The organism is Vibrio cholerae (genome assembly GCF_008369605.1).
Taxonomy (GTDB): Bacteria; Pseudomonadota; Gammaproteobacteria; order Enterobacterales; family Vibrionaceae; genus Vibrio; species Vibrio cholerae.
Genome location: NZ_CP043554.1, coordinates 2,448,898 through 2,475,582, shown reverse-complemented (window position 1 = coordinate 2,475,582; position 26,685 = coordinate 2,448,898). Strand labels below are relative to the sequence as shown.

The window sequence follows — 26,685 nt, the reverse complement described above, 5'->3', positions numbered from 1 at the left end:
AGTCGCTTAGAGGTAATGACGTTATCGATCAATTTCGTACATTTTGTAGGCGTTTCTACATCTAGACGGCTATTCTAGTGTCGGGCGCTCAAATTACAAGCTCTTTTTCTATTTAGCGCATAACCAAACGTTTGCTTAAAAAAGTCAGCTTTGCCACTACAAAGCGAGAATGTGCTAAAAAGTGTGACAAAATCGGAGCAAAGCACCAGTAAATCGTTTGCAGCAGCAGGGGGGCTTTGCGACAATAGCCGCCACTGATTTTCCGCATCCATTCATTTCGCTTACTTCCCATTTAGGAGTCGACATGTCTTCTCGCAAACAACTTGCCAATGCTATCCGTGCCCTGAGCATGGACGGCGTTCAAAAAGCTAACTCTGGCCACCCGGGAGCCCCAATGGGCATGGCGGATATCGCCGAAGTGCTGTGGCGTTCACACTTAAACCACAACCCGCAAAACCCAAATTGGGCTGACCGCGACCGCTTTGTGCTGTCTAACGGCCACGGCTCTATGCTGATTTACTCGCTGCTGCACCTGAGCGGTTACGAGCTGTCGATTGACGATTTGAAAAACTTCCGTCAACTGCATTCCAAAACACCGGGTCACCCAGAATACGGTTACGCACCGGGCATCGAAACTACCACTGGCCCACTCGGCCAAGGCATCACCAATGCCGTAGGTATGGCGATTGCTGAAAAAGCTCTGGCGGCGCAGTTCAACAAACCGGGTCACGACATCGTTGACCACTTCACTTATGTGTTTATGGGTGATGGCTGTTTGATGGAAGGTATCTCGCACGAAGCGTGTTCACTAGCAGGCACACTTGGCCTTGGCAAACTGATTGCATTCTGGGATGACAACGGTATTTCTATCGACGGTCACGTAGAAGGCTGGTTCTCAGACGACACGCCAAAACGTTTTGAAGCGTACGGCTGGCATGTCATCCCTGCGGTTGATGGTCACGATGCAGATGCGATTAACGCTGCGATTGAAGCGGCGAAAGCAGAAACCTCTCGCCCAACGCTGATTTGTACCAAAACCATCATCGGTTTCGGCTCTCCAAACAAAGCGGGCTCACACGACTGTCACGGCGCGCCTCTGGGCAACGATGAAATCAAAGCTGCACGTGAATTCTTGGGTTGGGAACACGCTCCGTTTGAAATCCCAGCGGACATCTACGCAGCGTGGGATGCAAAACAAGCAGGCGCAAGCAAAGAAGCCGCTTGGAATGAGAAATTCGCCGCTTACGCGAAAGCTTACCCAGCCGAAGCTGCTGAATACAAACGCCGCGTAGCGGGCGAGCTGCCAGCGAATTGGGAAGCCGCAACCAGCGAGATTATCGCTAACCTGCAAGCTAACCCTGCCAACATCGCATCGCGTAAAGCATCACAAAATGCGCTGGAAGCGTTCGGCAAACTGCTGCCAGAATTTATGGGTGGTTCTGCTGACTTGGCGCCTTCTAACCTCACCATGTGGTCTGGCTCTAAGTCACTGACAGCAGAAGATGCGTCAGGCAACTACATCCACTACGGTGTGCGTGAGTTTGGTATGACGGCCATCATCAACGGTATCGCGCTGCACGGCGGTTTTGTCCCTTACGGTGCAACCTTCCTGATGTTTATGGAATACGCGCGTAACGCGATGCGTATGGCAGCACTGATGAAAGTGCAAAACATCCAAGTGTACACGCATGACTCTATCGGTCTGGGTGAAGATGGCCCAACTCACCAACCGGTTGAGCAAATCGCTTCTCTGCGTATGACACCAAACATGAGCACATGGCGTCCATGTGACCAAGTGGAATCAGCGATGGCATGGAAACTGGCCATCGAGCGTAAAGATGCGCCATCTGCGCTGATTTTCTCGCGTCAAAACCTCGCGCAGCAACCACGCAGTGCAGAGCAAGTCGCGAACATCGCTAAAGGTGGTTACATCCTGAAAGACTGTTCAGGTCAACCTGAGCTTATCCTGATTGCGACCGGCTCTGAAGTGGAACTCGCGGTTGCCGCTTACGAGCAACTGAGCGCCGAAGGCAAAGCGGTTCGCGTGGTCTCTATGCCATCGACCGATGCATTTGATAAGCAAGATGCCGCTTACCGTGAAGCAGTACTGCCAGCGGCAGTGACCAAACGTATCGCGATTGAAGCGGGCATTGCCGACTTCTGGTACAAGTACGTTGGCTTTGGTGGTCGCATCATCGGTATGACTAGCTTCGGTGAATCAGCACCAGCGGGTGAGCTGTTCAAACTGTTTGGCTTCACGACTGAAAATGTGGTGAAACAAGCCAAAGAACTGCTGGCGTAATTAAAAGCGATTTATTTCTTTGTTACGCAAAGAAAAATCGATGATAAAAAATCCCGCTGCGGCGGGATTTTTTATTGCCACTCATCGGGCCTTGCTTGGCGGAGCGCATCAATAAATAGGCGCAGCCGAAGTGGGTGACGACCGAGCGGATAGAAGCAGTTGATTTCTGTTGGCTGTGATTGCCATCCGTTGACGCAAGGAATGAGGCTGCCCGGATGCGCCGTTTCAAAACCATTGGCAAACCAAGTGGGAAGCAAACCAATACCACGACCTTTAGCAATCGCATCGGCTTGCATGGCAAGATTATCGCTTTGTAAACGACTCTCTAGTGCTGGCAGTGAATAACTGCCAAACTCTGGATGGTGCAGTTCAAGCTCCGCGCGCCGACAAGCAATAAAATCAATCCATGGGTGATGAATCAACTCACGAGGATGGGTCGGTTTATCTCGATGGGCCAAATATTTGGGAGAGGCGTAAGTGGCATAGCGCCAATAGCCTAAGCGTTCTTTGCGATAACCCATGGGGGCGGCGTGTTCAATCCAAATGATCAAATCGGGCTCAAACACCTCATCACTGTGTTGAAACTGGCTGAGTAGACGGATCTTCAATGTCGAATGCTGCTGCATAAACTCATCCAGTACTTGGCTGAGCCAGCCGCGGATCAAATTGGGGTGTACCACCAGCGTGAGTTCGCCAGTCACTTGATTGTTCAATTCTTGCAACGCTTCCTGACTTTTATTGGCCAGTTCAAGTAGCTGCTCCGAGTAAACCGCAAACACTTCTCCCGCTTTGGTGAGCGTTAAGCGGTTGCCTTGACGCATCAACAAGCTTTGTCCCAAGTCCTCTTCAAGTTGCGCCAAACGGCGACTCAGGGTGGATTTAGGTTGTTCAAGCGCTTTGGCAGCGGCAGTCAGGCTCTTATGTTGGCAAAGCGCATGGAAAGCTTTTACGGCGCTGAGATCTTGCATAGGTATTTGACCCTTAAAGAATAATTACCACAGACGTTCCATATTTGGACCGAACTATTCCATGTGTCGATCTATCTCCAGTACAGAATATATGAATAATCCGCTTCTGAAATTAAGAATAATTATCATTTAAAGGAGTGGTAAATGTCCAGATTCAATCCATCCCCCGTCAGTTTATCTGTGACACTAGGCTTAATGTTTTCGGCTAGCGCTTTTGCTCAAGACGCGACGAAAACGGATGAAACCATGGTGGTCACTGCGGCGGGATACGCGCAAGTGATTCAAAATGCGCCAGCCAGTATCAGTGTGATTTCAAGAGAAGATCTGGAATCTCGCTATTACCGTGATGTGACCGATGCGCTAAAAAGCGTACCGGGTGTGACAGTCACCGGAGGGGGCGATACTACCGACATCAGCATTCGTGGTATGGGTTCAAACTATACCCTTATCTTGGTGGATGGTAAGCGCCAAACCTCACGCCAGACCCGCCCAAACAGCGATGGCCCGGGCATTGAGCAAGGTTGGTTACCGCCACTGCAAGCGATTGAACGTATCGAGGTGATCCGTGGCCCAATGTCTACGCTGTACGGCTCGGATGCGATTGGCGGCGTGATCAACATCATCACTCGTAAAGATCAGCAGCAGTGGTCAGGCAATGTGCAGCTATCGACCGTGGTGCAAGAAAATCGCGCCTCAGGCGATGAACAAAGCGCTAATTTCTTCGTAACAGGACCTTTAAGTGATGCTCTATCGCTGCAAGTCTACGGGCAAACCACGCAACGCGATGAAGACGAAATTGAGCATGGTTACGGCGATAAATCACTGCGCAGCTTAACCTCAAAGCTCAACTACCAGCTTAATCCAGATCATCAATTGCAACTGGAAGCCGGTGTATCAGCCCAAGATCGCGAAAATAACGTGGGCAAGTCGGCGCAATCCAGCGGATGTCGCGGTACATGCAGCAATACCGATAACCAGTATCGTCGCAACCATGTTGCCGTTTCTCACCAAGGGGATTGGCAGGATGTTGGGCAGTCTGATACTTATCTGCAATATGAAGAGAACACCAATAAATCTCGTGAGATGAACATTGATAATACGGTGTTCAAATCCACGTTAGTGGCTCCTATTGGTGAGCATATGTTGAGCTTTGGTGTGGAAGGTAAACACGAAAGTTTAGAGGATAAAACCTCCAACAAAATTTCGTCTCGCACGCATATCTCGAACACTCAATGGGCGGGATTCATTGAAGATGAATGGGCGTTTGCAGAGCAATTCCGCCTGACCTTTGGTGGCCGTCTGGATCATGATAAAAACTACGGCAGCCACTTCAGCCCACGTGTGTATGGCGTATGGAATCTCGATCCTCTATGGACAGTAAAAGGCGGTGTTTCTACTGGCTTCCGTGCACCGCAGTTACGTGAAGTGACGCCGGATTGGGGACAAGTGAGTAAGGGCGGTAATATTTATGGCAACCCAGATCTCAAACCTGAAACATCGGTGAACAAAGAACTGAGTTTGATGTATAGCACAGGCTCAGGTCTGGCGGCATCGTTGACCGCTTTCCATAATGATTTTAAAGATAAAATCACTCGCGTCGCTTGTCCGACCAATATTTGTACCGATGGAGCAAACCAATGGGGTGCAGCTCCTACTTATCGTGTGAATATTGATGAAGCGGAAACCTATGGTGCAGAAGCTACGTTAAGTCTGCCGATTACCGAAAGCGTTGAGTTATCGTCTAGCTACACGTACACCCATTCGGAGCAAAAATCAGGGAATTTTGCTGGCCGTCCGCTACTGCAGTTACCTAAACATCTGTTCAATGCCAACTTGAGCTGGCAAACCACAGATCGCCTCAATAGTTGGGCTAACCTCAACTATCGTGGCAAGGAGATGCAGCCGGAAGGTGGGGCGTCGAACGATGATTTCATCGCGCCAAGCTACACCTTTATCGATACTGGCGTGACTTACGCACTCACCGATACTGCAACGATTAAAGCTGCGGTGTACAACCTGTTTGATCAAGAGGTGAATTACGCGGAGTATGGCTATGTAGAAGATGGCCGCCGCTACTGGTTGGGCTTAGACATCGCCTTCTAATTGTTAGAGGTTCAGAGGATTGGCGGCAGCGCCAATCCTCTGTTTGTTTTGCGATCGGCGGTGGAATCATTTATTGCACAGGATCGCCGTGCCAAAGCTTAGAGTATCGGTTACTATTGCCAACCAATCTGAGAGCGATAGGCGAGATACGATGCTGAGGGTAGCAATTAACGGCTTTGGGCGCATTGGGCGTAACGTATTACGTGCAGTGTATGAAAGTGGTAAACGTGACCGCATTCAAGTGGTTGCGGTGAACGAGCTTGCCAAGCCAGATGCGATGGCACACCTCCTGCAGTACGATACTAGCCACGGTCGCTTTGGCAAAAAAATCAGCCATGATCAGCAGCATATCTATGTTCACCATCAAAATGGTGAGTATGACTCAATCCGCATTCTGCATCTTTCGGAAATTCCGCTCTTACCTTGGCGTGATTTAGGCGTGGATTTAGTCCTCGACTGTACAGGTGTGTATGGTTGCCAAGAGGATGGTCAGCAACATATTGATGCGGGCGCGAAGTTAGTTTTATTTTCCCATCCTGGTGCTAGCGATCTCGACAACACCATCATCTATGGCGTGAATCATGAGACGCTCACTGCTGAGCATAAAATCGTCTCTAACGGCTCTTGTACCACCAACTGCATTGTGCCCATCATCAAGGTATTGGATGACGCATTCGGCATTGATTCTGGCACCATCACCACCATCCATTCCTCGATGAACGATCAACAAGTAATTGATGCGTATCATAATGACTTACGACGCACACGAGCGGCCAGTCAATCGATCATTCCCGTTGATACTAAGTTGCATAAAGGTATTGAAAGAATATTTCCGAAATTTTCTAACAAATTTGAAGCGATTTCGGTGCGTGTACCGACAGTAAATGTGACCGCGATGGATTTAAGTGTCACAATTAAATCAAATGTGAAAGTTAATGACGTAAATCAAACCATTGTGAACGCATCTCAGTGTACATTACGTGGCATTGTTGACTATACTGAAGCGCCTTTGGTTTCCATCGATTTTAACCACGATCCGCACAGCGCGATTGTGGATGGGACACAAACGAGAGTCAGTAACGGGCAGTTAGTAAAAATGCTCGTTTGGTGTGATAACGAATGGGGCTTTGCCAACCGGATGTTAGATACCGCATTGGCAATGCAGGCCACGCAGTAGCGGTTAAGCATGCACTTCAAATCAGGTTTGAACATTGAAACCAGAAGGACGCATCCCCATATCGGTAAACAGCTAAGATTTTACCGACTCGGCAGGGTCGCCGAGTTGCAGAATTTTCATTTCTTTAAATAGTTTGAGAGGACAAATCATGTCTGTAATCAAGATGATTGACCTGGATCTTGCAGGTAAACGCGTATTTATCCGTGCTGACCTGAACGTACCAGTAAAAGACGGCAAAGTGACTTCTGATGCACGTATCCTTGCATCACTACCTACCATTAAGCACTGCTTGGAAGCGGGCGCGAAAGTAATGGTCACTTCTCACCTAGGTCGTCCAACGGAAGGTGAGTACGCTGAAGAGTTCTCTCTACTGCCTGTGGTTAACTACCTGAACGATGCTCTCGATTGCGAAGTTCGCCTAGTGAAAGATTACCTAGACGGCATTGAACTGAACGCAGGTGAACTGGTTGTTCTGGAAAACGTTCGCTTCAACAAAGGCGAAAAGAAAAACGAAGAAGCGCTGTCTAAGAAATACGCGGCACTGTGTGACGTATTCGTGATGGATGCGTTTGGTACTGCGCACCGTGCTCAAGCTTCTACTCACGGTGTTGGTATGTTTGCTCCTATCGCTTGTGCAGGCCCTCTACTGGCTGACGAACTTGAAGCGCTAGGCAAAGCGATGGACAAACCAGCTCGCCCAATGGTAGCTATCGTTGGTGGTTCAAAAGTATCAACTAAGCTGACTGTACTTGAGTCACTGTCAAAAATTGCTGACCAACTGGTGGTTGGCGGTGGTATTGCGAACACCTTCATCGCTGCAGCGGGTCACAACGTAGGTAAATCTCTGTATGAAGCTGACCTTGTTGAAACAGCGAAAAAACTGATGGAAGAGTGCGCGATTCCTGTGGCGACTGACGTAGCTTGTGCCAAAGCTTTCGATGAGAACGCAGAAGCCGAAATCAAACACGTTTCTGAAGTTCAAGATGACGACATGATTTTCGACTTGGGTCCAAACTCAACGGCTGAACTGGCTGAGATCCTGAAAAACGCGAAAACTATCCTGTGGAACGGCCCAGTAGGCGTATTCGAATTCAAGAACTTTGAAGCGGGTACTCGTGGTATCGCAGAAGCGATCGCACAATCAGAAGGCTTCTCTGTTGCAGGTGGCGGTGACACGCTAGCGGCGATCGACAAGTTTGGCATCAAAGCCGATGTTTCTTACATCTCTACTGGTGGCGGCGCGTTCCTTGAGTTCGTTGAAGGCAAAAAACTGCCTGCAGTAGAAATGCTGGAAGCACGCGCTAAAGCGTAATAATCGAATGAGAGCGGGGGGAAGACTCCCGCTTTCTTGTTTGCTGCAAGGCGAGCATTTGTTTGGTAGAATGCCGCGATTGGTGAGCAAACGTTTGCAAGAATTGAAACTTACCGTTTTTATTTTTTAAAACGACAGAAAATAGGATTCCATCCATGTCTAAGATCTTTGATTTTGTAAAACCTGGTGTTATCTCTGGTGATGACGTACAGAAAGTTTTTGAAGTAGCAAAACAAAATGGCTTTGCACTTCCAGCAGTAAACTGTGTAGGTACTGACTCTGTAAACGGCGTTCTAGAAGCAGCAGCAAAAGTGAAAGCGCCTGTTATCGTGCAGTTCTCTAACGGCGGCGCAGCATTCTTTGCTGGTAAAGGTCTGAAACTTGAAGGTCAACAAGCACAAATTCTGGGCGCGATCGCGGGTGCGAAATATGTTCACACTGTAGCGGAAGCTTACGGCGTTCCAGTGATTCTGCACACTGACCACGCAGCGAAAAACCTACTACCTTGGATCGACGGTCTGCTAGACGCGGGTGAAAAACACTTCGCAGAAACCGGCAAACCACTGTTCTCTTCACACATGATTGACCTGTCTGAAGAGTCTCTGGAAGAGAACATCGAGATCTCTGCAAAATACCTAGAGCGCATGGCGAAAATGAACATGACTCTGGAGATCGAACTGGGTTGTACTGGCGGTGAAGAAGACGGCGTTGATAACTCAGATATGGATTCTTCTGAGCTGTACACTTCTCCAGAAGACGTGGCATACGCTTACGAGAAACTGAACGCAATCAGCCACCGTTTCACTATCGCGGCTTCTTTCGGTAACGTACACGGCGTTTACAAGCCAGGTAACGTGGTTCTGACTCCAACTATCCTACGTGATTCTCAAAAATACGTTTCTGAGAAGTTTGGTCTGCCAGAAAACTCTCTGAACTTCGTATTCCACGGCGGTTCAGGTTCTTCTCTGGAAGAGATCCGTGAGTCAATCTCTTACGGCGTGATCAAAATGAACATCGATACTGATACTCAATGGGCAACATGGGATGGTATTCGTCAATACGAAGCGAAAAACCATGACTACCTGCAAGGTCAAATCGGTAACCCAACCGGTGAAGATGCACCGAACAAGAAGTACTACGATCCACGCGTATGGCTACGTGCTGGTCAAGCAGCCATGGTTGCTCGCCTAGAGAAAGCGTTCTCTGATCTGAACGCGATCGACGTACTGTAATTCGTATTTCGAATTCGATTGAATGAAGAAACCCGCCAAGTGCGGGTTTCTTTTTTTATGCAGTCTCAGTGGGATGGGTAGCAGAGAGATCGAATATTGTTTAACCTGTAACGGGAGCGTAGCAAATAATACGTAACCTTCTGTTTTGTCATTATTTACCAAACTTTGACTTTGCGAAGCGTTAAGTATGCGCTATTTTGCCAAAATTCTGACTTTTGGTGGTTATTTGAGTGGGATGTCTATCATTTCTCATTATTTCCGCTAATTTTTTGATTACTTGTAAGAGGAATACACTATGGCTGGTGAATCGATTGGTGTTGAAGTGCCTATCGTCGAAAGTTTTAACCAAGTGAATACTTGGTTAACCAATAATTCGGATCTTTTGATTCAGTACGGCGTGAATGTGATTTCCGCTATTCTGATCCTATTTATCGGTAACCTTGTGGTTAAAGGGGTTGCAGGTAGTGTGGCGAATGTATTGAAAAAGAAAGAGATGGATAAGGCTGTCGTAGACTTTATCCACGGTCTTGTTCGTTACACGCTGTTTATTATTGTGTTGATTGCGGCGTTGAGTCGTATTGGTGTGCAAACTGCGTCGGTTGTCGCTGTGATTGGTGCTGCGGGTCTGGCCGTTGGTTTGGCTCTACAGGGTTCGTTGTCTAATTTTGCAGCCGGTGTACTGATTGTGGCATTCCGCCCATTCAAATCCGGTGATTATGTAGAAATTGGTGGCGTCGCCGGCTCGGTTGATTCTATCCAAATTTTCCAAACTGTCCTGAAAAGCCCAGATAATAAAATGGTTGTGGTACCAAACTCGGCGGTCATTGGCGGCGCTATTACTAACTATTCACGTCACGAAACGCGTCGTGTCGACATGGTGATTGGGGTTTCTTACAAGTCTGATCTGCAGAAAACCAAACGTGTTCTGCGTGAGACGCTGGAAAAAGATCCTCGTATCCTCAAAGATCCAGATATGACAATTGGTGTGCTGACTTTGGCGGATTCATCAATCAACTTTGTGGTACGTCCATGGTGTAAAACTGCGGACTACTGGGCGGTGTACTTTGATTCAATGCAAGCGATCAAAGAAGCGCTGGATGCCAATGGTATCGAAATTCCATTCCCACAAATGGATGTGCATCTGAACAAAATCAATTAATGGTTTTGCTATATACAAAATACCAAAGCGGAGTGTTTACTCCGCTTTTTTGTCGGTAATAGCTTAATTTAACCAGTAATTGAGATATAAGTTCTTAGTCAACGCGAAGGCAATAATGAACATCATCGCGGCGACTGCCATATCAATCACTTGTCTGACTCTAGGTTTAGAGAGTGTGGTGCTCAATTTTGCTGCTCCGAGTGAAAGAGTAAAAAACCACACGAATGAGGCGAGAATGGTACCAATGGCAAATGAGATACGCTCATCACCTTGGAATTGGCCTCCGATTGACCCTAAGATCACCACGGTATCCAAATAGAGATGCGGGTTAAACACAGTGACCGCAAAGGCACCAAAAATGACCGCTTTACGTCCTGCAGCCATCGGATTTGCCGTGGATTCAGATGCTTGGGGCGGTTTGAGCGCAGCACGCAAAGAAAGAAACCCATAACCACACAGAAAAAGAATTCCAGCCAAAGTGACACCAATTAACAAGCTGGTATTTTGCGAGATGAGAGCACCACCGCCAAAAATCCCCAGCGTGATAAAAATCATATCCAGCACCCCACAAGTGGCTGCAGTGGTTAAGTGGTGATGACGTTTAATCCCTTGATTTAATACATAAGCATTTTGAGCACCAATGGGAATAATCATGGTCGCTCCTAAGCTGAATCCTTGTAGCAGAATCCACCAGTTCATTTTTTACCTCATACCGCATGATTGGAGTGTGATTTCGTTCCGATTTGAAGTTGCAACGTCAGATCGAAGGGATAGGCTGAGCAAGATAATAATTTGAGGTGGATAAGTATAATTAATGATTTTAATATCATATTAATAAGGCTAATAAATGGATAAGGAAAGCAATGCGTGGTCTGGATTATCGGTGGATTGAAGCTCTAGATAGTGTTGTGAGTAAAGGCAGTTTTGAACGAGCGGCTGAGCAGCTCTTTATCTCCCAATCTGCTGTCTCACAAAGGATTAAACAGTTAGAAAAATACTTAGCTCAGCCAGTGTTGATCCGAGAGCAGCCACCAAGGCCAACCTTGGTTGGCAAAAAGTTGCTTGGGCTCTATCGACGAGTCTGTTTAATCGAACAAGAGTTGGTTCCGGAGTTGACGAACCAAGAGCATGTTCGCCCGGTTTCTATGTCGATTGCGACCAATGCAGATAGCCTAGCCACTTGGTTGTTACCGGCGCTGGATAAGGTAATGAAAAGCCGCCAAGTGGAATTGAATCTGGTGATTTATGGTGAGTCACGTACCCTCGATAAGCTCAAAAATGGTGAAGTGGTCGGTGCAATCAGTTTGGAGCCACAACCGATCACTGGGTGTAGTGCTGAGTATTTGGGTCAGATGGAGTATCTGTGCGTTGCAAGCCCTGAGTTCTATCAAAAATACTTTGCTAAGGGGGTCACCCCGCGTTCATTAATCAAAGCGCCTGCGGTGTCTTACGATCAATATGACGAATTGCACAATAAATTCTTATGGGATTACTTTGCTGTACCACGTGATAAAGTCATCAACCACACGGTTGGCAGCTCAGAAGCTTTTGTCCGTTTAGCGCTTTCTGGCGCGGCTTACTGTTTGATCCCACGTTTGCAGATCATTTCGGAATTGGAAAGTGGTGCTCTCATCAATATGACGCCTGATTTTATGCTGTCATATCCGATTTTTTGGCATCATTGGCAGCTTGAAACGGGCGTCTTACTTGAAATTAGCGAAGCGATCACCGCTTATGCGAAAAGCGTACTACCCCAATAATTGACCGAGTCAAAGTTGTGTAATTTTTATGCGTAGAGACTGAATCTATGCACTGCTTCGCTTATGATGTGGGCAGTCGATGACATTAAGGATCGAAACGATGAAATTATTTGCACCGGTGGTTTTACTGCTCTCTGTTCTTTCAAGCCCTACCTTTGCACAGGAATGGGATTTTCCACATATTTCGACTTCAGGTTATGGTGAAGTGACTGCTGTACCTGATATGGCGGAGTTTTCCGTGAAGGTTGTTGAATCGACAATGAATGCGGAACAAGCGAAAGCGGCAGTGGATAAGGCGGTAACGGAATTCACCTCAAAATTGGTGAAATCCGGTGTCGCACAGCAGAATATCTCGAGCTCAAATCTGTACATCAACCCGCAATATCACTATCCAGCAAACGGTAAGCCAGAGTTAGTGGGCTATCAAGCTTCTCGCTCGATTACCGTAAGGGTCGAAGAGGTGAGTAAGCTGAATCAGTATCTGGATATCGCGTTAGAGTCTGGTATCAATCAAGTCAATAGCATTCAATTGAAGGTGCGTGATCAAGAGAAATACCAGCAGCAAGCGCGTATGGCGGCGATTGAAGATGCCAAGCTCAAAGCTCAGTCTCTAGCTAAGGGATTTGAGCGCCGCTTAGAAGGCGTTTGGCGGATAGACTACAACACGCCAAGTGTTGAGCCGATCATGATGCGAGCGGCGAATCTAAGCGAAAAAATGGATGTGGCAGATACCTATCAAGAGTCTTCCTTGGTGATTCGTGATCGAGTGGATGTGGTATATAAGTTGGCACCATAGCCAATGTTAAGCCAGAATAATGATGAAAAGTGGGGGCGACGAAAGTCGCCCCTATTTGCTGATTTTTATTCATATTTTATACAAAGCCGCTTTTCGAGATGGGCGGCTTTTTCTATCTTATTGTATTTATTTAAAAATGACCGTTTGTCATTTTTTCATTACAGTTAGACTAAAGTCTAATATTGCTGATTTATTGAGCTAGACTGAGTAATAAGTAAACTGCTGACCTTTTCATCAATAATGCTCATTGATTGAAAGAAAGTGACAGTTACTTTCTGTGGTGCTTAGGCATAGGGAATCAAACACACTGAGCAACTGAGAGGCAGTGTATGTTGAATCATCTTCTGGTCAGACTAACGATTGGCTGTTTGTTGGTATTAGGCATTAAGCTCAGCGCACTTTATTTTCTACCTATGGTGCTTTTGCTCAATACTCATCACAAAGAGTTTTTCGGGTGGTAATAAAAAACGGAGCCCATTGGGCTCCGTTTTTATATCGTTTTCAGCGAGGCGAGGCCGTCGCATTCGTCCGATTACAGTACGTGTACTGATGCAGTGTTCGTTGTGCCAGAAGCAACCAGTGCGCCTGAAACCATCACTACGATGTCGCCTTTCTTGCCAAGGCCAGATTGCAGCGCAATCTCTTTACCTAGGTGGTAGAAAGCGTCAGTGTTGTCAATCGCGTCAACCACAACTGGCGTTACACCTTTAGAAAGCACTAACTGAGCTGCTGTTTTCTTGTTGGTGGTGACTGCAATAATGTTAGCCGTTGGGAAGTACTTACGAACTGAACGAGCAGATTTACCCGCTTCAGTTGCTACGATGATCAGTGGCGCTGCCAGTTTCTCAGCGGTGTCTACTGCACCTTTACATACGGCTTCAGTGATACGTAGACGTGGGCTGTCTAGGCGTGACCCCAGTTCTGCTTTCAGTACAGGATCAGTACGCTCAGCGATTTGCGCCATGATCTTCACCGCTTCAACTGGGTACTTACCTTTTGCTGTTTCGCCAGAAAGCATTACAGCATCAGTACCATCCATGATCGCGTTCGCAACGTCGCCCGCTTCTGCGCGAGTTGGACGTGGGTTCTTGATCATTGAATCCAGCATTTGCGTCGCCGTGATAACCACTTTACGTGCACGGTTACATTTCTCGATCATCATCTTTTGAGCGAAGATAACTTCTTCTGCTGGGATTTCTACACCTAGGTCGCCACGTGCAACCATGATGCCGTCAGACAGCTCAAGGATCTCATCGAAGTTGTCCAAGCCTTCTTGGTTTTCGATTTTAGAGATGATTTGAATGTTTTGACCGCCGTGAGAAGCTAATACTTCACGGATTTCTTTCACGTCAGAACCTTTACGGATGAAAGAGGCAGCAACGAAATCAACGCCTTGCTCACAACCAAATTTCAGGTCGTTTTTGTCTTTTTCAGACAGCGCTGGCAGATTGACAGAAACGCCTGGCAGGTTAACACCTTTGTTTTCACCCAGAGCGCCGTTGTTCAGAACTTTACACTTCACTTCAGTGTCAGTGGTCGCCAGTACTTCCATCTCGATAAGACCGTCGTCAACCAGAATACGGTTGCCCACGTTCAGGTCTTTTGCAAAACCAGAGTAAGTGACTGCTACGCGCTCTTTGTTACCAACAACTTTCGTGTCAGTTGTGAAAGTGAACTCTTGGCCTGCGACCAGATCCACATCGTCACCGTTTTCCAGCTTGATAGTACGGATCTCTGGACCTTTAGTATCCAGTAGGATCGCCAGTTGTTTACCGGTCACTTCCATCACTTTACGGAAGTTAGTGATACGAGTGCCGTGCTCAACGTAGTCACCGTGAGAGAAGTTGAGACGCATAACATTCATGCCAGCGTTTACAAGCTCAGTCAGTTTCTCTACAGACTCAGTTTTTGGGCCAATCGTACATACGATTTTGGTCTTTTTCATGGAAGAGTTTCTCCGATAAACAAAATGATTTTGAAGTTGGTGGTGGTTTTGAAGTGTTCTCGGCAGTAGCAACTTTATTTCGTCAATTGCCAAGTCTAGCTCACGAGTTCACAGCACTCCAAAACTGAAAGTCTTTCAACAGATTTAGTCATTTTATGACTGACTGTTTGATCAAAAATTTCAGAAAAATCGCCAGTTAGCGGCAATATGGCGCGGGCTATGGGCGTTATTTTTACTCAATTCTGTAATTTTTTTTCTTTTCGAGGCCGAATTCTACCACTGAATGACAGTAATATCACTGTCTAAGAATTGTCTTAGGACAAGGTTTTAGCGTGAAATATTAATTTTTTGGATCGAAATAAATGGACTTATTTGTTTCGTTTTAACTATACTTCGTTTCGATTCGTAACTTTAATTGTGTTTTATAATGTCGAAACGAAATACACAACTGAGAAGACACACAATAGTTAAGCTGGTTAATGAACAAGGTGAGGTGAGTGTTGAGGCTCTCTCTTCTCAGTTTGAAACATCAGAAGTGACTATTCGCAAAGACTTAGCTTCTCTTGAAAAAAATGGCCAATTGCTGCGTCGCTATGGTGGTGCTATCGCATTACCGAAAGAAGTGATGCACGATGAATTGAATGAAAAAGTTTCAGTTCGAAAGATTTCTCTGGCTAAAGCTGCAGCGAAACTAATCCGTGATCATAATCGGATTGTGATTGATAGTGGCAGCACCACGGCGGCGTTAATTCAGCAACTGAATGACAAGCGAGGGCTGGTCGTGATGACCAACTCATTGCATGTCGCGAATGCACTCAATGAATTAGAAAATGAACCCACACTGCTGATGACTGGCGGTACTTGGGATACCCATTCTGAATCCTTCCAAGGCAAAGTCGCAGAATCGGTACTGCGCTCTTACGATTTTGACCAGCTGTTTATCGGTGCTGATGGCATCGATCTTGACCGGGGGACGACCACGTTCAATGAGCTGGTTGGGCTTAGCAAAGTGATGGCTGAAGTCTCGCGTGAAGTGATCGTGATGATTGAGTCAGACAAAGTGGGCCGCAAAATTCCGAACTTAGAGCTGAGCTGGGACAACATTGATGTCTTAGTCACAGATCATGAATTGAGTGACGAATTTGCCAAACAAATTGAATCTCACCAAGTGCGCGTGATCCGTGCAACCGTGAAATAAAAATCTCTTAGCGCGACTTATCAAGTCAGGGCGCGACAGTATAAAAAATATGGAGTTTAACTATGTGTGGAATTGTTGGTGCGGTTGCACAACGCGATGTTGCTGAAATTTTAGTACAAGGCCTACGCCGTCTTGAATACCGCGGCTATGACTCTGCGGGCGTAGCTGTCGTGGATAGCAATAAGCAGCTCACGCGTTTACGCCGTTTGGGTAAAGTACAAGAGTTGGCGGATGCGGTTGAAGCGGCGCAAGTCGCGGGCGGTACAGGTATCGCGCATACCCGTTGGGCAACGCATGGTGAGCCTTCTGAGATCAATGCTCACCCCCATCTTTCTGGTGACATTACGGTGGTACACAACGGCATTATCGAAAACCATGAGATGCTGCGTACTATGCTGCAAGAGCGTGGTTATGTGTTTACTTCACAAACGGATACTGAAGTCATTGCTCATTTAGTGGAGTGGGAATTGCGCAGTGCTTCGTCTTTACTAGAAGCGGTGCAAACCACCGTTAAACAGCTTACAGGAGCTTACGGTACTGTGGTGATGGATCGTAACGACCCTTCGCGCTTAGTGGTCGCTCGCTCAGGTAGCCCAATTGTGATTGGTTTTGGTATCGGTGAAAACTTCCTCGCGTCAGACCAACTCGCGCTACTTAACGTGACACGTCGCTTTATGTATCTGGAAGAGGGGGATGTGGCGGAAATGACTCGTCGTGATGTGCGCGTATTTGATGCTCTGGGGCAACCCGTACAGCGTGAGATCAGCGAATCCAATCTAGAACATGATGCTGCGGACAAAGGTCACTACCGACACTATATGCAAAAAGAGATTTTCGAGCAGCCAAAGGCGCTGATCAACACCATGGAAGGGCGTATTACCCATGACAGCGTGGTGGTGGAAAGCATTGGTGTGCACGCGGCAGAGATTTTGGCAAAAGTGGAACATGTACAGATCGTCGCCTGCGGTACCTCTTATAATGCAGGGATGACGGCACGTTACTGGTTTGAATCGTTAGCAGGTGTGAGCTGTGATGTCGAAATCGCGTCTGAATTCCGCTATCGCAAATTTGTCACGCGCCCCAATAGCCTACTGATCACTCTATCTCAGTCTGGTGAAACGGCAGATACCTTAGCCGCGCTACGTTTAGCGAAAGAGAAAGGCTATATGGCGGCGATGACGATTTGTAACGTTGCGGGTTCTTCTCTCGTGCGTGAATCGGATTTCGCCTTTATGACTCGCGCAGGTACTGAGATTGGTGTGGCTTCAACCAAAGCCTTTACCACTCAGCTAGTCACATTGTTGATGCTGGTGACTGCACTTGGTAAGCAGCAACAGCGCATTGGTCGTGAACTGGAAGCTGAGATCGTACACGCATTGCATCAACTGCCGAAGCAGATTGAAACCGCATTGTCGTTTGAAAAACAGATCGAAACGCTCGCGGAAGACTTTGCCGATAAACATCACACGCTATTCTTGGGGCGCGGCGAATACTACCCGATTGCGGTAGAAGCGTCTCTTAAACTGAAAGAGATCTCTTACATCCACGCAGAAGCCTATGCAGCGGGCGAGCTAAAGCATGGTCCATTGGCGTTGATCGATGCGGATATGCCAGTGGTTGTGGTTGCACCAAGTAATGAACTCTTAGAAAAGCTTAAATCCAATATTGAAGAAGTGCGTGCGCGCGGTGGTTTACTGTACGTATTTGCCGATGAAGTGGCGGGCTTTGAAGCGGATGAGACGATGAAAATCATTGCGATGCCGCATGTCAGCGAGATTGTGGCTCCGATTTATTACACCATCCCAATGCAACTGCTCTCTTACCATGTGGCTTTAATCAAAGGTACCGATGTTGACCAGCCTCGTAACCTTGCTAAAGCGGTAACTGTCGAGTAAATGTTTAATAAATCAAAGGGCTACCAGATGGTAGCCCTTTGTTTATCCAGCGCATTGCCATTAAGGATTGGTATTTAAGTACGCTTGTGTCGAGATCCGAGTCCAATCACGCACTTTGGTTAAGTAAGCCTGCTGAGAGTCGATGATCTCTTTAGCGAGCGGATCGCTTGCTGCCTGCTCTTGCAGAAGTTCATTGTTGGCTTGGCGTAGTGCGGCAAGTACTGCGGGTGGAAAATCACGAACTTTGATGTCTGGGTACTCACTTTTCATCGCTGCCCAGCTCGTCGCATTCGCATCGATCGCTTGGTTGTACATATCGAAAGCGGCGACGCGGAAAGCGGTTTCTAAGATCACTTGGATGTCTTTTGGTAGCGTATCCCACTTCTTCTTATTGACTAAAAATTGCGTTTCGGAGCCCGGTTCATGCCATGCGGTGTAGTAATAAGGGGCAATTTTATGAAAGCCCATGCGCAGATCAAAGGCTGGGCCAACCCATTCCAGTGCGTCGATGGTGCCGCGTTCTAGCGAGGTATAAAGCTCTCCCGGTGCTATGTTCGTGGGTTTCGCGCCAAGTTTTGCCAACACTTCACCCGCAAATCCCGGAATACGCATTTTCAGCCCTTGCAGATCGTCAACGCTGTTGATCTCTTTTTTAAACCATCCGCCCATTTGAATATCTGAGTTACCGCCCGGAAACGACAAGAGGTTATGCGGCGCATACACCTTCTCCATCAAAGGCATCCCACCACCATAATAGAACCAAGCGTATTGCTCGGTTGCGATCATGCCAAACGGCATCGAAGAGAAAAAGAGGGTATTCGGAACCTTGCCCTTCCAATAATAAGAGCTGGAGTGACCGAGATCGTATTGACCGGATTTCACCATATCAAACACACCCAGTGGGGCTTTGTGTTTGTTGGCCGAGTCGATACGGATTTGAATGCGACCATTGGACATTTCAGCAGCCAATTTCGCCATGTTTTTTGGTGCATCGCCGAGGATAGGAGTATTCGCCCCCCACGTTTCGGCCAGCGTCAGTTTATAAACGGGTGGTTCGTTGGCCTGCGCGGTTCCTAAAACCGTGCTCAGGACAAGGGCCAGTACGATGCGGCTTTTATTTAAATAGGTTGTGATTGACATAACTTCCTCATTGTTATCGTTATTGAAGCTGTAGAGTCTAAGTTGCTGAAAAAAGAGTCAATCATCAAGGGTGGCAGAAGGGGAGGAGTGTTTTAGTCTGAAATACTAACTTTGCGTGTAAATGAAGCATGATACCAATGACTAGTCAGTATCAAACTGGCAATATTAAGAGGAAAATTTGACTCGATAGCATTTTATTTTGATTCAAGAAATGTTTGATGGGTCACGCCAAGATGAAGCACCTTGGCGTGACGGGTTAGATATCGCTGAAATATTGGTGGGTGGCAAGATAGCGCAGAGCTTCAGATTGCCCCATGTAACGCGCTAAGGTTTTCGTGGGCACATTGCGAAGATCAACCACGATCAAGCCATCTAGTGCGTTATTGAACGCAGGATCCACATTAAAGCTCACCAGCTTCCCGTTTAATCCTAGATACTGGCGCAGTAGCACCGGAATTCCCTTTCCTTCATCGATCCGAGCTATTACTCGTGACAGGAGTTGCAAGTCGGCAAGTGACGTCAAAAGGCTGGCATTCCATTGTGCTTGCCCTGTAGGTAGAGGGTTGGTGGCCATCACTAACTCGGCTTGTTCACTATCGTAATAATGCAGAGTCATGGTATCGGCGAGTAAACGTCTGGCTTGTTCACTGTAATCGTTGCTGATACTCACAGGGCCAAAAAGGTGGGTATATTGTGGGTGGCGTTCGACATAAGTACCAATGCCTTTCCAAAGCAACAGCAGGGCCGCCATGCTTTTTTGATATTGGCTGTCAATCACCGAACGCCCCATTTCAATCGCATTGCCCATGTTATTGAGGAAGCGTTGATCATAATGAAATAGGGTACTGGAGTAGAGGCCGCTGATCCCCTTGTGCTCAATAAGCTTATCAACGAGCCCTAAACGGTATGCGCCCACCAGCTGATTTTTCTCTCTATCCCAAATGAATAGGTGAAGGTAATCGCGATCAAATCGATCAATATCCAGCGCACAGCCCGTTCCTTCGCCCACCTCACGGAAATTCAATTCGCGAATGCGGCCAATTTCATGCATCAACGAAGGAATGTTATCCGCTGTGGTGCAATACACATCAAATTGGTTATGGCGCAGCATATGGTCGGCGTAAGGCAACTGCGCGATATCTTCGAGTAGATCGGCTAATGGAAGGCGCTCTGCAACGGGAGGCAAGGATCGATCACTGGCGGTCTTGTTGCGCACGGGAGAAGATTGCAAAAGATAGGTATTGAGGCGCAGATAATTGACCAACTGTTGATCACAAAGATGCTGTACTTCGCTGTGTGAAATCCCCTCACCAATCGCGATACCAATTTGAGTATGCTGCTTATTGAGCAGCTCGCGCCCCAACATCAAGGTGCGCAGCATAGGGTGAATTTTTCCTGCAAGGTAAAAAGGGGTTGAGTTATGGCCATCAATATAAACTGGGACCGTATGCGCTTGATGTTTTTTAACGAGGCGGCTGACCGATTGACTCCACTCTTTGTCCTCCAAACGACCTTGCTTGCTGTCAACCAATTGGGAGACTTCCCCAGCAGGAAACATCAGTAGCAACCCACCTTGCTCAAGATGTTTATGCGCTTGGCGAAGTGCATGCAGATTCGATTTTGCGGCATCGGCGCCTTCAAACACATCTACGCCGATAAATAGTGAGGCAAGCTCGGGTACCAGCTTTAAATACTGATTAGCGAGAATTTTTACATCTGAGCGAACGCAAAGCAGCAGCTCAGCCAAAATCACCCCTTCAACGCAGCCTAAAGGATGGTTAGCGACCACGACAGTTGCCCCTTGAGCTGGAACATGTGTGAGCTTGCCGCGTACTACTTGATAATCGATACCAAGAACATCCAAGGTAAAGCGCAAAAACGCTTGAGTATCACCGCTTGCTGGACGTTGAGCATAGAATTGATTGAGACGTTTCAGTCCTGTTGCCCATTCCGCTAAGTGTTCACCTAAACCAAATGGGGTTTTTCGTGGCAGAACAAATGGAGAAGTAGAAAGCATAGCAACCTCTTATGTGATGGTTTACCAAGAGGCTAGAGGCTACATATTGCAAAATCGCGACAGTCTGATGAGCTTTTTGTTGCGCGGAATATCCTTGAACAGTCACCGCAAGGTATTTGGTGATAGGCAGTGAAAATAAGCTGAAATTTATGTGACAATTTCAGAAATAAGTCCATTTGCTCACAATTTGTACAAAAAGTGTGATGCACGAGGAATTTTAATGCTAGTTTGTTTAGGCGGGTAAAACGCAACTAATCAAAACAACATTACACCTTTGATTTGCTGATCTGGAATAGACGGGAGCTTATGCTCCCGTTGCCATTTCTAGAGCATAAAATGGTGGGTTAGAGTGCCGTCTTAAACCGTTCAGAAACGTTAAGGATAAGCTTACTTGACCCATTGTCTGACCCAAATTCGTCAGGTACAAAAAAGGTTAGTAAGCACTAGGCCTACTAACCTTCTGGAATCTGGTGGCCCCTCCCAGGTTCGAACTGGGGACCAAGCGATTATGAGCGAAGGCCAGCAGCAACCTTCCCGCGCAATCAACATAGAAACCCTGCCCCGAATAACGCCCATATCCACCAGCAAAACCACATCACCCGATTACCCGCATGATTTTACTGACGTCGCCGACGGGAATTGTTGGCCGAGATTAGTACGACGACGCCGACGAGAAAATGTAGAAAACTGTGTTGGAAAGACAGGAGCAGTACCGGAAAAGACAGGAAAAACCCCTAGGCGTATCAAGCTAAGAAATGAATTTATATTATTGAATTAGAATAACTTTTACTGGTTTGGTCCGGTAAGGGTCTTCTTCTTTCCAGTTCGACATATAAAGGAGTTTCTATGAACCAGTCCAAAAACAGCAGGAAGAATGCAGAGGCTGACACATCTAAAACCACATCAGCAGACAATCCGTTCTCTACCATTCTCAAAACAGGTGAAGCACCAAAACTAGGAGCAAAGTCTCAAGGAACGGTGCTCTACGAGATTGCCCAAAACAGCGAAGACAACCAACTCTACTTCCGAATTGCCGGACAAAGTGGCGGAGCAGGATTGCATTCAAAACAGTGGATTCTTCTCAGTAGGCTGCTAGACCTTATCGAATCGCAGGGCGACAAACCATGGAAAAGTCAGGTGTATAAATCTCTCTATTCTTCCGGCTCTGCCAACAATCAAGGTTTCTGTGCTGCAATTGCTCGGGGCCTTAATCTGGCAACAAAAGCAGAGTCATCTATTTATCTGCATATCAAATCGAAAGATTACGATGAGCAAAAAGCTGACCTATTAGCACTCGTACAGAAGTCATGATGGGGTTCTCGACGTCGTCGACGAAATGACGACGCCGACAGTGCCCATTAAATTAATCTTACGAACAGGTTGAGAGGTAGGCTTCAACTTCTCGCATCAACGCCTGTTTTACCCACAATGGAGAAATGATATCGATACTCGGTATCCAGGATTTTAGGACTGGCATCAGGGAATGTATGTCCGAGGTCTGAATGCTAATAAGCGTTGAACCATAGCCCAGTTCTTTCAGGGTTCGGATAGTCAGGTGATGTTCGGTTTCCTGATAATCGCGAATACGACCCGAATCAATCTGAGCTATGACCTCTATAACACCGTGAGCCTGCCAATGTAGCTCTTCTCTGGTCAGCTTCTCGGAGAGGATAGGTGAGGGAGTATAAATATCATCGTGCCGGATTATCTCAGCAATCTCGGCCACTCGAAACGAATGCGGCTGTGTTCTCTGCGCAGCAATCAGATACCAGTAACCCCGCTCGTTAATGAGTTGGTAAGGCTCCATCTGATGATAACGCCGATTATGAAAAGTCAGAGTTAGCGTATTTCGTTGATGAATCGCATCCGCAATCAAAACTAAGGTATCCCGAAAGCGAGCTGAATCCTCGATAGGAATATGACGGAACAGTATGGATTGTGTCTTATGATTCAGCGCCTGAGTCATGGTTTTCCTGTCCGGAAACAGCTTATCAATGCCCATGTTCGATAGGGCATGAAGAGCTTTATGAGCTTTAGGGTTACGATGATCTAATTGCTTCAGGTAGTAATAACCCTCTTCTCTTTCGATAGGCAAAAACGCCAAGCGATTGAAGTCCCGAAGTACCGTTCTCTCATGCACTCCGAATTCCTGCTCTAAGTCGATAAGGCTCAACTTCTCTCCCGCATACAACCGGGAAAGAATCTGACTCAATCGGTAGGCTAACTTCTCGCTCTTATTCATGACTCAATAATGTAGTGACTCACTGACAGGTGGTGTCAGCCCTCATTATTTCGTGGTCGCCAAGAATAAGTGACCGATTTTGTTATAGGTTTCATCGCCCAAGAAACCTAAGCCCTGCCTTTCTTCCTCAACATCATTTAACTGACTGACACAACCTGTCAGTCCTAATCATCATACTAATTAACAACCGTGCTCCTACGCTGAGCATCGTCATTATTCAAGGAAACAACACAATGAAAAAATCAATCATCCTGCTAGGTCTAACATGTCTATTCGCTACCACGTCATCATTCGCTGGCGGTACGTTCGGCGGTAATCCAGCCGACATTTCGAAAATAGAAAAATCCTGGAATGGGAAAGCAGGTAAACAAGTTTACTCTCAGTCTGGCCCTCGTATTGAGTGGTATGCCGATGCCTGTGGGACCATGAATGGCAAAGTCATGGATGCAGCCAAATGCCAGCCTAAGACCGATAAGTAATCATTTCGAAAAACAGGTTTGTTGTATTGCTCTATCTTCTGATTTGAAAGTGGGGACTCTCGGTCAGAACAGAGCAATGCAACATCAACAAGGGCGATATCAGCAGTGGTATCGCCCTTTCTCATATCAGAAGGAAATTAGCGATGTTCAGGAAAACGAGAACATTCACCAGCGATACGGAAGCGACGTTGAACAAGGATACCGGACTCAAAGCGGCCAAAATTGGGGCTGTTATTGGTGCTCGATACGGACCATACGGCGCTCTCGTCGGCGGTATTGCTGGCTTTGTTGTGGGATTCGTTGCCGATGAGGTGATGGATGACTGAGCGCCAGAAGAGCAGGGGAAACCCCTCTGCTTTTTTTGTTGTCGCCGACGTCGATTCACAATACGTCGACGACGCTAATTTATTGCTTTATAGAATAATTTGAGTTCGTACAATACGCCTTACGTTAATGAATCAGAGTGAGTTGTACTGGTGACAGAGTTTTTTAAAATACCGGAGGACGATCCGGACTTGGAAGCGTTTGAACGCTTGATTGCTGATTTTCACCCTTGGTACAGACGTTTCAAGAGAAAGTCAGAAAACAGACCAAGTTATAAGCACAAAAATTTCTCACAGAAAGCATTCGAATATGGACCATATCCAGGTAGTGATGATCCCTATTGTACTTTTGCCTTTACCTTTTTTAACAATGACCATGTGAATAATTACTTGTGGGATTGTCAGCTCTTTTTTGAAAAACCTTATGGGAGAAAGAAGGAGCAAGGAGTTGAAAAGGTTAAAAATGCTTTTGAGCAATTAGTTCAAGATAAGGAGTCTAAGCTAATCAAAGACTTGTCTGAATTGGCTGGAAGGTGCTGTTATGTTTGGTTCGGCATGGTGGGGCAGTTTATCCTTGAAGGTAAAAGACATATCGATGCCGATTTGCAGCAATGGATAATTAATGAGTGCCAGCTGATTGGAGAGCAATTATGGGAGCTATCCAAATCCGATGAGCTAGAACATGGAGAACTGAGCACCTTGGATACGCATGGACGATATGGTGTTTTGGCCAAAGTGCTCTTACAAGATTATATGAATTCAAGAGAGTCTCATCTTCTGGGCTACTTAAAGTACTGGGTAAGAGTGAGGTTGAAGCAGAAAAAAACTAGAGAGTTTGCGATTAAGTCAAGATCTTATGTGACGAAAGAGTTTGCGTTGACGCTTCCAAGGTATATCGATGTTGTTCTTGCCCACTCTTTGGTCAATAAGTTGAGTATGCGCGCAGAAACGCCGCCGTCGCCGACAGACTTTATTTACAAAGAGATTAGTAAAAATAAATTCGCAAAATCTAAAGATCTTCGTTCACAGTATCGGTGGTTATTCATAAAAGCATGGCTTTACGCTTACCTTAATCGATATGACCTAACTCTATCCCAAGCTGCTGATGATATCGCAAGAGATGATGATTTTTTCTATATGTCTGATATGCAGCAATTAGGTGAGCAAGATAGTGAATTGACGGATGAGGAAATCGTAAATGCTCGTTTTCTTGATCTAAAAAACAACTTCTCAGCTTGGAACAATAATAAACAAGAAAAAGGCTATATTCACAGTCAAATCCTAGCTAGCAGTAAAGACCAAGCTTAGCAATAACCTCGTTCAATCCACTCAAGGAGAAGCAGCAATGCTTCTCCTTTTTTTGTCTCAACAAAACCGAGCGCGTATGACAGCCAGTGAAAACCAAGTTCTATAAAGTACAGACATAGCAACGAGGTATCGAATTGGAAGCGAAGGTGAAAGACAAACCTGAGCGCGTATGACAGCTATCAAACTCGGCTTCTTGTTTAATACAAAACACGCCCTGAGCAGTGGCTCAGCGGGGATAAATATAAGTCTTTAAACCATCGGAATTCAATCAAAAAATTTCCGTAAATGCTCTTTAACAATCTGGAAAGTAACGCTCTACGATTTTTGAATGTTGATTTAGCAACTTAATGGGTAGCTGCATGGCTGCCTATTGCGATGTTGAATTAAATCGCATCAATTTCGATTGATAACTAAGGAGAAATAAGATGAGTCTATTTGAAAATCTAGCAAAGCAAGCGGAAAAAGTAGCGAACTTTAAAGCGGATATTCCGAGCAACGCATTGGCAAACATGATGCCGTCAGATGGTGTTCCCTTTATGGCGAAGTTTGACGTACAGAAAATGCTAACGATTGAGCGATACAACGACGATACGGGATACAAATCTACATATTATGTAGATGCAGATGTTGTGCAGTCTTTACCAAAAAAAGAAGTCTCTCAAAAAGTACTTCATGTTCTGCAAACGACTAAAGACGATATTCGCTTTGTCCTATTGAGTAAAAATCCTTCTAATTCCTGGAACCGTAGTAAGTTAGATGCGGTGAAGGTGAGTGATAAAGGAAAAGTCATCTCAGTAAAACGTAACAAAGAAGCTGGGGTATATAGTTATTCGCTAGAACATGATATCGCCCCGTTCGATGTTGATATATCTCTTGTCGCAAAAGCTTTTGATGAAACATTTGGTGGTGACTTCTACATCGGTTCTTTGGATCATCCAGTAGCTCAAGCTTTAGTGGAAAATAAAGGCGAATTCGTTGACGTCGACGGCGAGACTGAACACAAGCCAGTGAGTAATGACGCCGACGCTGAAAGAGTGAGAGATCCTTCCGAAGATGGAATTTTCTCGGACTCCCCAGAGCAGTTAAAAGAATTGGAGAAAATCAAAATTGAAAATGAGATTGACCTTGATGATTTGGAGTTCGACGATATTGCACCATGAATTGCAATAGCACGTTATGATCTTGGACCACATACCTATGCGCTGAATAAACAGTTACTTGCTCACTCTGCGCAAGGTTACCTGCCAGACCATATCGCTCAAGAGGTTAAATCTGTTTCGAGCTTGCCACCTTTGGATGTTCAACGTCGCATTACGCGGCATATAGAGC

General features: G+C 46.4%; 21 protein-coding genes. 15 read left to right on the top strand and 6 right to left on the bottom strand.

The window, feature by feature from the left end:
* Nucleotides 1-304 precede the first annotated feature (304 nt).
* Entirely contained in the window at nt 305-2,302 is a 1,998-nt protein-coding gene (gene tkt / locus F0316_RS11480; protein WP_172626022.1) for a transketolase, read from the top strand.
* 71 nt (nt 2,303-2,373) lie between these two features.
* Here the strand turns inward: tkt and F0316_RS11475 are convergent, their stop codons facing one another.
* On the bottom strand, nt 2,374-3,270 hold the full coding sequence (locus F0316_RS11475) for a LysR family transcriptional regulator (protein ID WP_001153532.1): 897 nt from the start codon (nt 3,268-3,270) through the stop codon (nt 2,374-2,376).
* A 144-nt stretch (nt 3,271-3,414) separates the two neighbouring features.
* Between F0316_RS11475 and F0316_RS11470 the strand changes: the two genes are divergently transcribed.
* From F0316_RS11470 to mscS, 5 genes are all read left to right on the top strand, one after another.
* A complete protein-coding gene (locus F0316_RS11470) occupies nt 3,415-5,373 on the top strand; it encodes a ligand-gated channel protein (protein WP_149560493.1) in 1,959 nt (652 codons plus the stop codon).
* 151 nt (nt 5,374-5,524) lie between these two features.
* Nucleotides 5,525-6,550 (top strand): erythrose-4-phosphate dehydrogenase, encoded by a 1,026-nt coding sequence (epd, locus tag F0316_RS11465; protein WP_000946626.1) that lies wholly within the window; start codon nt 5,525-5,527, stop codon nt 6,548-6,550.
* Nucleotides 6,551-6,698: 148 nt separating this feature from the next.
* The gene (locus F0316_RS11460) at nt 6,699-7,862 is read left to right on the top strand and encodes a phosphoglycerate kinase (protein ID WP_114771788.1); all 1,164 of its coding nucleotides are present in this window, start codon (nt 6,699-6,701) and stop codon (nt 7,860-7,862) included.
* A 155-nt stretch (nt 7,863-8,017) separates the two neighbouring features.
* The gene (fbaA, locus tag F0316_RS11455) at nt 8,018-9,094 is read left to right on the top strand and encodes a class II fructose-bisphosphate aldolase (protein WP_000034368.1); all 1,077 of its coding nucleotides are present in this window, start codon (nt 8,018-8,020) and stop codon (nt 9,092-9,094) included.
* A gap of 295 nt (nt 9,095-9,389) precedes the next feature.
* Entirely contained in the window at nt 9,390-10,253 is an 864-nt protein-coding gene (mscS, locus tag F0316_RS11445; RefSeq protein ID WP_000896746.1) for a small-conductance mechanosensitive channel MscS, read from the top strand.
* Nucleotides 10,254-10,316: 63 nt separating this feature from the next.
* Here mscS and F0316_RS11440 read toward each other — a convergent pair whose 3' ends face one another.
* Complete coding sequence (locus F0316_RS11440; RefSeq protein WP_149560492.1) at nt 10,317-10,952, bottom strand: LysE/ArgO family amino acid transporter; 636 nt, start codon at nt 10,950-10,952, stop codon at nt 10,317-10,319.
* Between the two features lie 164 nt (nt 10,953-11,116).
* On the opposite strand from F0316_RS11440, the gene F0316_RS11435 reads away from it, so the two are divergent.
* Nucleotides 11,117-12,013 (top strand): LysR family transcriptional regulator ArgP, encoded by an 897-nt coding sequence (locus F0316_RS11435; RefSeq protein ID WP_001214483.1) that lies wholly within the window; start codon nt 11,117-11,119, stop codon nt 12,011-12,013.
* A gap of 100 nt (nt 12,014-12,113) precedes the next feature.
* The gene (locus F0316_RS11430; RefSeq protein ID WP_000764703.1) at nt 12,114-12,809 is read left to right on the top strand and encodes an oxidative stress defense protein; all 696 of its coding nucleotides are present in this window, start codon (nt 12,114-12,116) and stop codon (nt 12,807-12,809) included.
* Between the two features lie 532 nt (nt 12,810-13,341).
* Here F0316_RS11430 and pykF read toward each other — a convergent pair.
* The gene (gene pykF, locus F0316_RS11425) at nt 13,342-14,754 is read right to left on the bottom strand and encodes a pyruvate kinase PykF (protein WP_000751457.1); all 1,413 of its coding nucleotides are present in this window, start codon (nt 14,752-14,754) and stop codon (nt 13,342-13,344) included.
* Between the two features lie 427 nt (nt 14,755-15,181).
* Between pykF and F0316_RS11420 the strand changes: the two genes are divergently transcribed.
* Both F0316_RS11420 and glmS read left to right on the top strand, forming a co-directional pair.
* Entirely contained in the window at nt 15,182-15,952 is a 771-nt protein-coding gene (locus F0316_RS11420; RefSeq protein WP_001906605.1) for a DeoR/GlpR family DNA-binding transcription regulator, read from the top strand.
* Nucleotides 15,953-16,014: 62 nt separating this feature from the next.
* The gene (gene glmS, locus F0316_RS11415; RefSeq protein ID WP_000334139.1) at nt 16,015-17,847 is read left to right on the top strand and encodes a glutamine--fructose-6-phosphate transaminase (isomerizing); all 1,833 of its coding nucleotides are present in this window, start codon (nt 16,015-16,017) and stop codon (nt 17,845-17,847) included.
* A gap of 60 nt (nt 17,848-17,907) precedes the next feature.
* Here glmS and F0316_RS11410 read toward each other — a convergent pair whose 3' ends face one another.
* Both F0316_RS11410 and F0316_RS11405 read right to left on the bottom strand, forming a co-directional pair.
* Entirely contained in the window at nt 17,908-18,987 is a 1,080-nt protein-coding gene (locus F0316_RS11410) for a TRAP transporter substrate-binding protein (RefSeq protein ID WP_002051122.1), read from the bottom strand.
* A 256-nt stretch (nt 18,988-19,243) separates the two neighbouring features.
* Nucleotides 19,244-21,004 (bottom strand): lysophospholipid acyltransferase family protein, encoded by a 1,761-nt coding sequence (locus tag F0316_RS11405; protein WP_114728772.1) that lies wholly within the window; start codon nt 21,002-21,004, stop codon nt 19,244-19,246.
* 846 nt (nt 21,005-21,850) lie between these two features.
* On the opposite strand from F0316_RS11405, the gene F0316_RS11395 reads away from it, so the two are divergent.
* Complete coding sequence (locus F0316_RS11395; RefSeq protein WP_149560491.1) at nt 21,851-22,315, top strand: hypothetical protein; 465 nt, start codon at nt 21,851-21,853, stop codon at nt 22,313-22,315.
* A gap of 58 nt (nt 22,316-22,373) precedes the next feature.
* Here F0316_RS11395 and F0316_RS11390 read toward each other — a convergent pair whose 3' ends face one another.
* The gene (locus F0316_RS11390) at nt 22,374-23,246 is read right to left on the bottom strand and encodes a helix-turn-helix transcriptional regulator (RefSeq protein WP_149560490.1); all 873 of its coding nucleotides are present in this window, start codon (nt 23,244-23,246) and stop codon (nt 22,374-22,376) included.
* A 233-nt stretch (nt 23,247-23,479) separates the two neighbouring features.
* Between F0316_RS11390 and F0316_RS11385 the strand changes: the two genes are divergently transcribed.
* From F0316_RS11385 to F0316_RS11370, 4 genes are all read left to right on the top strand, one after another.
* A complete protein-coding gene (locus F0316_RS11385) occupies nt 23,480-23,725 on the top strand; it encodes a hypothetical protein (protein WP_053037602.1) in 246 nt (81 codons plus the stop codon).
* Between the two features lie 143 nt (nt 23,726-23,868).
* On the top strand, nt 23,869-24,051 hold the full coding sequence (locus tag F0316_RS11380) for a hypothetical protein (RefSeq protein WP_000488920.1): 183 nt from the start codon (nt 23,869-23,871) through the stop codon (nt 24,049-24,051).
* A 150-nt stretch (nt 24,052-24,201) separates the two neighbouring features.
* Complete coding sequence (locus tag F0316_RS11375) at nt 24,202-25,356, top strand: hypothetical protein (protein ID WP_039452745.1); 1,155 nt, start codon at nt 24,202-24,204, stop codon at nt 25,354-25,356.
* A 425-nt stretch (nt 25,357-25,781) separates the two neighbouring features.
* Nucleotides 25,782-26,516, top strand: coding sequence for a hypothetical protein (locus F0316_RS11370; protein WP_149560489.1), 735 nt, complete (start codon nt 25,782-25,784; stop codon nt 26,514-26,516).
* Nucleotides 26,517-26,685 lie beyond the last annotated feature (169 nt).

Excerpts from the sequence above, each read along its gene's own strand:
- tkt (WP_172626022.1), top strand. The coding sequence starts at position 305 with ATGTCTTCTCGCAAACAACTTGCCAATGCTATCCGTGCCCTGAGCATG.
- F0316_RS11475 (WP_001153532.1), bottom strand. The coding sequence starts at position 3,270 with ATGCAAGATCTCAGCGCCGTAAAAGCTTTCCATGCGCTTTGCCAACAT.
- F0316_RS11470 (WP_149560493.1), top strand. The coding sequence starts at position 3,415 with ATGTCCAGATTCAATCCATCCCCCGTCAGTTTATCTGTGACACTAGGC.
- epd (WP_000946626.1), top strand. The coding sequence starts at position 5,525 with ATGCTGAGGGTAGCAATTAACGGCTTTGGGCGCATTGGGCGTAACGTA.
- F0316_RS11460 (WP_114771788.1), top strand. The coding sequence starts at position 6,699 with ATGTCTGTAATCAAGATGATTGACCTGGATCTTGCAGGTAAACGCGTA.
- fbaA (WP_000034368.1), top strand. The coding sequence starts at position 8,018 with ATGTCTAAGATCTTTGATTTTGTAAAACCTGGTGTTATCTCTGGTGAT.
- mscS (WP_000896746.1), top strand. The coding sequence starts at position 9,390 with ATGGCTGGTGAATCGATTGGTGTTGAAGTGCCTATCGTCGAAAGTTTT.
- F0316_RS11440 (WP_149560492.1), bottom strand. The coding sequence starts at position 10,952 with ATGAACTGGTGGATTCTGCTACAAGGATTCAGCTTAGGAGCGACCATG.
- F0316_RS11435 (WP_001214483.1), top strand. The coding sequence starts at position 11,117 with ATGCGTGGTCTGGATTATCGGTGGATTGAAGCTCTAGATAGTGTTGTG.
- F0316_RS11430 (WP_000764703.1), top strand. The coding sequence starts at position 12,114 with ATGAAATTATTTGCACCGGTGGTTTTACTGCTCTCTGTTCTTTCAAGC.
- pykF (WP_000751457.1), bottom strand. The coding sequence starts at position 14,754 with ATGAAAAAGACCAAAATCGTATGTACGATTGGCCCAAAAACTGAGTCT.
- F0316_RS11420 (WP_001906605.1), top strand. The coding sequence starts at position 15,182 with ATGTCGAAACGAAATACACAACTGAGAAGACACACAATAGTTAAGCTG.
- glmS (WP_000334139.1), top strand. The coding sequence starts at position 16,015 with ATGTGTGGAATTGTTGGTGCGGTTGCACAACGCGATGTTGCTGAAATT.
- F0316_RS11410 (WP_002051122.1), bottom strand. The coding sequence starts at position 18,987 with ATGTCAATCACAACCTATTTAAATAAAAGCCGCATCGTACTGGCCCTT.
- F0316_RS11405 (WP_114728772.1), bottom strand. The coding sequence starts at position 21,004 with ATGCTTTCTACTTCTCCATTTGTTCTGCCACGAAAAACCCCATTTGGT.
- F0316_RS11395 (WP_149560491.1), top strand. The coding sequence starts at position 21,851 with ATGAACCAGTCCAAAAACAGCAGGAAGAATGCAGAGGCTGACACATCT.
- F0316_RS11390 (WP_149560490.1), bottom strand. The coding sequence starts at position 23,246 with ATGAATAAGAGCGAGAAGTTAGCCTACCGATTGAGTCAGATTCTTTCC.
- F0316_RS11385 (WP_053037602.1), top strand. The coding sequence starts at position 23,480 with ATGAAAAAATCAATCATCCTGCTAGGTCTAACATGTCTATTCGCTACC.
- F0316_RS11380 (WP_000488920.1), top strand. The coding sequence starts at position 23,869 with ATGTTCAGGAAAACGAGAACATTCACCAGCGATACGGAAGCGACGTTG.
- F0316_RS11370 (WP_149560489.1), top strand. The coding sequence starts at position 25,782 with ATGAGTCTATTTGAAAATCTAGCAAAGCAAGCGGAAAAAGTAGCGAAC.